Genomic DNA, 7,218 nt, shown 5'->3' with positions numbered 1-7,218 from the left:
GCATCATCTCCGACGACGAGATCAAGAGCCGGCTGTCGCGCGCCAACCCCTACCGGCAATGGCTGGAGACGACGCAGATCGTGCTCGAGGAGCTCAATCCGGTCGAGCCGCGCGCGTCGCGCGCCGACGTCTCGTTGCTCGATCGGCAGCAGGCGTTCGGCTATACGCAGGAGGACCTCGCCTTCCTGATGTCGCCGATGGCGGTGACGGGTCAGGAGGCGGTCGGCTCGATGGGCGCCGACACGCCGATCTCGGCGCTGAGCGACAAGTCGAAGCTGCTCTACACCTATTTCAAGCAGAACTTCGCCCAGGTCACCAACCCGCCGATCGACCCGATCCGCGAAGAGCTGGTGATGAGCCTGGTGTCGTTCATCGGCCCGCGGCCGAATCTGTTCGACCTCGCCGGCCACGCGCGCCGCAAGCGGCTCGAAGTGCGTCAACCGATCCTCACCAACGAGGACCTGGAGAAGATCCGCTGCATCGGCCATTTCGAGGATTCGTTCGACACCAAGACGCTCGACATCACCTATGAGGTCGGCCACGGCGCGCAAGGGATGACGGACGCGCTGAAGCGGCTGCGCGAGCGCGCCGAGGCGGCGGTGCTCGGCCGCTACAACATCATCATCCTCTCCGACCGCATGGTCGGGTCCGACCGGATCCCGATCCCCGCCCTGCTCGCCACCGCGGCCGTGCACCATCACCTGATCCGCAAGGGGCTGCGCACCTCGGTCGGCCTCGTCGTCGAGACCGGCGAAGTGCGCGAGGTCCATCACTTCGCCTGTCTGGCCGGCTACGGCGCGGAGGCGATCAACCCCTATCTCGCCTTCGAGACTCTGGCGGCGATGGCCAAGGACCTGCCCGACGCGGCGAGCGCCGCCGAACTGGTCAAGCGCTACATCAAGGCGGTCGACAAGGGCCTGCTCAAGGTGATGTCGAAGATGGGCATCTCGACCTACCAGTCGTATTGCGGCGCGCAGATCTTCGACGCGATCGGTCTTTCGCGCGCCTTCGTCGACGAGTTCTTCTTCGGCACCGCCACCCGCATCGAAGGCGCGGGCCTGGCCGAGATCGCCGAGGAGACGGCGAGTCGTCACGCCGACGCGTTCGGCGAGTCGCCGGTGCTGCGCAATTCGCTCGAGGTCGGCGGCGAATACGCCTATCGCCTGCGCGGCGAAGCGCATTGCTGGACGCCGCAGACCGTGTCGTTGCTGCAACACGCGGTGCGCGGCAATGCGCGAGACAAATACGATTCCTATGCGGCGCTGCTCAACGCGCAGAACGAACACCTGCTGACGATCCGCGGCCTGTTCTGCCTGCGCTCGGCCGAAGAGGACGGCCGCAAGCCGGTTCCCCTCGACGAGGTCGAATCCGCCGCCGTGATCGTCAGGCGCTTCTCGACCGGCGCGATGTCGTTCGGCTCGATCTCGCGCGAAGCCCACACGACGCTGGCGATCGCGATGAACCGCATCGGCGGCAAGTCGAACACCGGCGAAGGCGGCGAGGAGCCCGACCGCTTCAAGCCGCTGCCCAACGGCGACTCGATGCGCTCGGCGATCAAGCAGGTCGCCTCGGGCCGTTTCGGCGTGACGGCGGAGTATCTCGTCAACTCGGACATGATGCAGATCAAGATGGCGCAGGGCGCAAAGCCCGGCGAAGGCGGACAATTGCCCGGCCACAAGGTCGACGCGGTGATCGCCAAGGTGCGCCACTCGATGCAGGGCGTCGGTCTGATCTCGCCCCCGCCCCACCACGACATCTATTCGATCGAGGACCTCAAGCAGCTCGTCTTCGACCTCAAGAACGTCAATCCGAAGGCGCTGGTCTCGGTCAAGCTCGTCTCCGAGGTCGGCGTCGGCACGGTCGCGGCGGGCGTCGCCAAGTGCAAGGCCGACCACGTGACGATCTCCGGCTTCGAGGGCGGCACCGGCGCTTCGCCGCTGACCTCGATCAAGCACGCCGGCAGCCCGTGGGAGATCGGCCTGGCCGAGACTCACCAGACGCTGGTGCTCAACGGCCTGCGGTCGCGCATCGCCGTGCAAGTCGACGGCGGGGTGCGCACCGGACGCGACGTCGTGGTGGGCGCGCTGCTCGGCGCCGATGAGTTCGGCTTCTCCACCGCGCCGCTGATCGCCGCCGGCTGCATCATGATGCGCAAGTGTCATCTCAACACCTGTCCGGTCGGCGTCGCCACCCAGGACCCGGTGTTGCGCAAGCGCTTCGTCGGCCAGCCCGAGCACGTCATCAACTTCTTCTTCTTTGTCGCCGAAGAAGTGCGCGCGCTGATGGCGTCGATGGGCTACCGCAACTTCGACGAGATGATCGGCCAGAGCCAGATGCTCGGCAAGGCGGCGCTGATCGAGCAGGCCAAGGCGCGCGGGCTCGACTTCTCCAAGCTGTTCTACAAGCCGACGCCCTGGTCGACCGACGCGACCCACCACACCACGGCGCAGGATCACGGCATCGACAAGGTGCTCGATCGTCGTCTGATCGCCGAGAGCGGCGAAGCGATCGACGCCGGCCGCCACGTGCGGCTCGAACTGCCGATCCATAACATCGACCGCTCGACCGGCGCGATGCTGTCGGGCGAGATCGCGCGCCGCTACGGCCACGCCGGCCTGCGCGACGAGGCGATCCACGTCAAGTTCAAGGGCACCGCCGGCCAGAGCTTCGGCGCCTTCCTCGCCAAGGGCGTCACGCTCGAACTCGAGGGCGAAGCGAACGACTACGTCGGCAAGGGCCTGTCGGGCGGCCGCATCGTCATCTATCCGCCGAAGGAGGCGGAGCAGCTGACGCCGGAGAAGTCGATCATCGTCGGCAACACCGTGCTCTACGGCGCGATCGCGGGCGAATGCTACTTCCGCGGCGTCGCCGGCGAGCGCTTCGGCGTGCGCAATTCCGGCGCGATCGCCGTCGTCGAGGGCGCAGGCGACCATGGCTGCGAATACATGACTGGCGGCATCGTCGTCGTCATCGGCGAGACCGGGCGCAACTTCGCCGCCGGCATGTCGGGCGGCATCGCCTATGTGCTCGACGAGGCGGGCGACTTCGCCCAGCGCTGCAACCTGGCGATGGTCGAGCTGGAGCCGGTCGCCTCCGAAGAGGACGCGATGCTGCGCCACCACCATTCCGGCGGCGATCTGCAAGGCCACGGACGCGTCGACGTCATGAACGACATGAGCCGCTTCGACGCCGAGCGGCTGCACCAACTGATCGCCAACCACGCGCGCTACACCGGCTCCAACCGGGCGCGCAAGATCCTCGAGAACTGGGAGGCCTACCTGCCGAAGTTCCGCAAGGTGATGCCGGTCGAATACCGCCGCGCGCTCGCCCAGCTGGCGGCGCAGAACAACGTGCGGATGCTGGCGGCGGGGGAATGAGGCGCGAAGACGCGCCGGCCGCGGCTGGCGCGCTGACGAATTGGAATTGACGAGGGGGTTGGCGGAGCGATGGGCAAGGTGACCGGCTTCATGGAAATCGATCGGGTGGATCGGCGCTACGCCCCCGCGTCCGACCGCATCCGCAACTATCGCGAGTTCACCCTGCCGCTCAGCGAAGAGGCGACGCGCAACCAGGCCGCGCGTTGCATGAACTGCGGCATCCCCTATTGTCACAACGGCTGTCCAGTGAACAACCAGATCCCCGACTGGAACGATCTGGTCTTCCGCGACGACTGGCGGGAAGCGTCGCGCAACCTGCACAGCACCAACAATTTCCCCGAATTCACCGGCCGCGTCTGCCCGGCGCCGTGCGAGGCGTCCTGCACGCTCAACCTTCAGGACGCGCCGGTGACGATCAAGACGATCGAATGCGCGATCGTCGACCGCGCCTGGCGCGAAGGCTGGCTGACGCCCGAGCCGCCCGCACACGGCGCCGGCAAGCGCGTCGCGATCGTCGGCTCCGGCCCGGCGGGTCTCGCCTGCGCCCAGCAACTCGCGCGCGTCGGCCATGAGGTCCACGTCTACGAGAAGAACGCCAAGGCGGGCGGCCTGCTGCGCTACGGCATTCCCGACTTCAAGCTCGAGAAGACGCTGATCGATCGCCGCATCGAGCAGATGACCGCCGAGGGCGTCGTCTTCCATTGCGGCGTCGCGGTCGGCCGCGACGTCGCCGCCGCTGCGCTGGTCGACGAGTACGACGCGGTCGCGCTCGCCGGCGGCGCCGAGGCGTCGCGCGACCTGCCGGTTCCCGGCCGCGAACTCGCCGGCGTCCATTTCGCCATGGACTTCCTGCCGCAGCAGAACCGCCGCGTGTCCGGCGAGCCGGTCGGGACCAACGAGCCGATCCATGCCGCCGGCAAGAATGTCGTCGTCATCGGCGGCGGCGACACCGGCTCGGACTGCATCGGCACATCGATCCGCCAGGGCGCGCTCAAGGTGACGCAGCTCGAGATCCTGCCGATCCCGCCCAAGGCCGAAGACAAATTGCTGACTTGGCCCAACTGGCCGCTCAAGCTGCGCACGTCCTCGAGCCACGAAGAAGGCGCGGAGCGCGACTTCGCCGTCATGACGCGCAACTTCCGTGGCGAGAACGGCGTCGTCACCGCGCTCGACTGCATCCGCATCGACGACAAGATGAAGCCGATTCCCGGCAGCGAATTCTCGCTCGAGGCCGATCTCGTGCTGCTGGCGATGGGCTTCGTCTCGCCGACCCGCGAGGGCATGCTGGACGAGCTCAAAGTCGCGCTCGACCCGCGCGGCAACGTCGCCGCCGACACCAAGCGCTACGCCGCCAGCCGGCCGAAGGTCTTCGCCTGCGGCGACATGCGGCGCGGACAATCGCTGGTCGTGTGGGCGATCCGCGAGGGCCGCCAATGCGCGGCGGCGATCGACGAGGCCCTGACCGGCGCGACCGTGCTGCCGCGCTGAGGCGGGGCCCCGCCCGATCGGCGCCTCAGGCGACGCTGACGACCCGGAACGGCCTCAGCTCGCCCTCTTCCCGGACCGACACGTATTCGCCGACCTTGAAGACGTGGTCGCCGAAGCGGTAGCCGTCCTCGTCGTCGGCGAGGTCGACCCCACGGCCGTATTCGAACGCCCAGGTCGAGCCGCCGCGCCCGCCCGGGCGATGAACCAGCAGGCCGCTCAACTGCGGCTCGTCGCCCCAGAAGCGGTGGACGAAACACTCGCCGCGCCGCCCTTTCCAGGCTTCGACGTCGATCCGTCCCTCCGGCGTCAGCGGCGCGAGGAATTCGTAGCCGTGGCGGATCGAGCCGTCAGGGAATTCCTTTGAGCGCGCAGCGTTGAGCGTCACCTTGCTCAAAGGCGTGCGGGCGGAAGCAGTCATGGTCGTCCTCGATTCGCGTTCCCTGGCGTGATCGGCCGGCGAGGCCGTCGCGCGTCTTCTTATAGCAACGTCGCCTTCTTGCCGCTGCGCACCACCATCACCGTGCAGGCGGCGTGGCGGACGATGGCGGCGGCGCTGGAGCCCAGAAGGTAGGTCGCCATCGAACGCTTGTGCGCGCCCACGATGATGAGATCCGCCCCCCACTCCTCCGCTTCCGACAGCAGTTCAGGATAGACCGCGCCGATGCGCACGACGGCGGAGATCGCCGACTTCGGCAGATCGAGCGGCGCGGCGAGACGTTGCAGCTCGGATTTCTCGTAGACCCCGAGCTCGTCGTAGACCGCCTGCGGAATCACCGCCATCGGCGAAGCGACGACGACCGGACTGGTGACGTGGATAAGCCGGAGCTGCGAATCGAACGCCTTGGCCAGCGCCGTCGCCGCCTCGATCGCCTCCTTGGCGATCTCCGGTTCAGCGACGTCGATCGGCAGCAGGATCTTGCGAAACATGGCCGTACTCCCGTGAGCGCCGGTCCAAGATCAGGATGCGGCCGCCGACGCTCACGACTCATTGATTCAACGCAAGCGCCCTACTTTGGAAGGGTTGCCACGGACGGCGCGAACGCGCAACAATGCCGCAATCCGCGCCTCCCCTCGGCCGAAACCGGCGAGCGGGCTGACAAGCGGCGACAGGGAGGAGTCTAAGGATGAAACGGTTACATGTTCTTGCGTTCGTCGGATCGCTGGCGGCTGGCATGTCAGCCATGGCCGCCTTCGCCGCCGATAAGGTCGTCATCGGCGACATCGACGACATGTCGGGCCCCTACGCCGACGTGCTCGGGCCGAGCGGCGTCGAAGCGATCAAGATGGCGATCGCCGACTTCGGCGGCGCCGTCCTCGGCCAGCCGATCGAGCTCTTGACCGTCGACCACCAGAACAAGCCCGATATCGGCGCGCAGAAGGCGCGCGAGTGGGCTGACCAGAGCGGCCTGACCATGATCCTGGGCGGCTCCAACACCGGCGTCAGCCTGGCGATCAACGCCGTGGTCAAGGAGAAGAAGGTTCCGTTCTTCGCCATCGGCGCCGCCGGCGCTTCGCTGACCGGCAAGGACTGCACGCCTTACACGATCCATTACGCCTACGACACCGTCGCGCTCGCCAACGGCACGGCGAAGACGATCCTGAAACAGGGCGGCAAGTCGTGGTTCTTCCTCACCGCCGACTACGCTTTCGGCACGCAGCTGCAAGGCGCCGCGACCAATGTGGTGACCGCGAACGGCGGCTCGGTGGTCGGATCGGTGCGGGTGCCGCTGGGAACCTCCGACTTCGCCTCCTACCTATTGCAGGCGCAGAGCTCCGGCGCGCAAGTGCTCGGCCTCGCCAACGCCGGCACCGACTTCTCCAATTCGCTGAAGGCGGCCAATGAATTCGGCATCGGCAAGACGATGAAGCCGGCGGCGCTGCTCGCCTTCCTCACCGACATCAACGCCATCGGCCTCGACGCGGCCCAAGGCCTCTATCTCACCGCCGCGTGGTACTGGGACCTCAACGACAGGTCGCGGGAATTCGCCAAGAAGTTCTTCGCCAAGACCAACAAGGAGCCGACGTTCCCGGAAGCGGCCGTCTACTCGGCGACGCTGACCTATCTGAACGCGGTCAAGGCGGCCGGCGCGACCGACCCCGACAAGGTGATGGCCGAGCTGCACAAGGCGAAGATCGACGACATCTTCACCGCCAACGGGGTGATCCGCGCCGACGGCCTGATGGAACACGACATGTACGTCATGCAGGTGAAGACGCCGGCGGAGTCGAAAGGCCCGTGGGACTACTACAAGCTCGTCGACACGATGAGCGGCGAAGAGGCGTTCGGCAAGCTCGCCGACTCGACCTGCCCGCTGGTCAAGAAATAGCCGCATCCCGCCGCGCCGGCTCGTCC

5 protein-coding genes are annotated in these 7,218 nt (G+C 67.2%); 3 read left to right on the top strand and 2 right to left on the bottom strand.

The annotated features are described in order from the left end of the window. Window positions 1–3,377, top strand: a 3,377-nt coding sequence (gene gltB, locus ABSF49_RS08110; RefSeq protein WP_424112136.1) for a glutamate synthase large subunit, incomplete at its 5' end; no start/stop codon positions are given. Between the two features lie 69 nt (window positions 3,378–3,446). Then, window positions 3,447–4,865, top strand: a complete 1,419-nt coding sequence (locus ABSF49_RS08105; protein ID WP_424112135.1) for a glutamate synthase subunit beta — start codon at window positions 3,447–3,449, stop codon at window positions 4,863–4,865. Between the two features lie 25 nt (window positions 4,866–4,890). On the opposite strand, the gene ABSF49_RS08100 is transcribed toward ABSF49_RS08105, so the two are convergent. Together ABSF49_RS08100 and ABSF49_RS08095 are read right to left on the bottom strand one after the other, a co-directional pair. Continuing rightward, a complete protein-coding gene (locus ABSF49_RS08100) occupies window positions 4,891–5,283 on the bottom strand; it encodes a hypothetical protein (RefSeq protein WP_424112134.1) in 393 nt (130 codons plus the stop codon). Window positions 5,284–5,342: 59 nt separating this feature from the next. After that, the gene (locus ABSF49_RS08095; RefSeq protein ID WP_424112133.1) at window positions 5,343–5,792 is read right to left on the bottom strand and encodes a universal stress protein; all 450 of its coding nucleotides are present in this window, start codon (window positions 5,790–5,792) and stop codon (window positions 5,343–5,345) included. Window positions 5,793–6,037: 245 nt separating this feature from the next. On the opposite strand from ABSF49_RS08095, the gene ABSF49_RS08090 reads away from it, so the two are divergent. Then, the gene (locus ABSF49_RS08090; protein WP_424112132.1) at window positions 6,038–7,192 is read left to right on the top strand and encodes an ABC transporter substrate-binding protein; all 1,155 of its coding nucleotides are present in this window, start codon (window positions 6,038–6,040) and stop codon (window positions 7,190–7,192) included. Window positions 7,193–7,218 lie beyond the last annotated feature (26 nt).

It is taken from the genome of Roseiarcus sp. (assembly GCF_049514155.1).
Taxonomy (GTDB): Bacteria; Pseudomonadota; Alphaproteobacteria; order Rhizobiales; family Beijerinckiaceae; genus Roseiarcus.
This window is presented reverse-complemented; position numbering and strand designations above follow the sequence as displayed.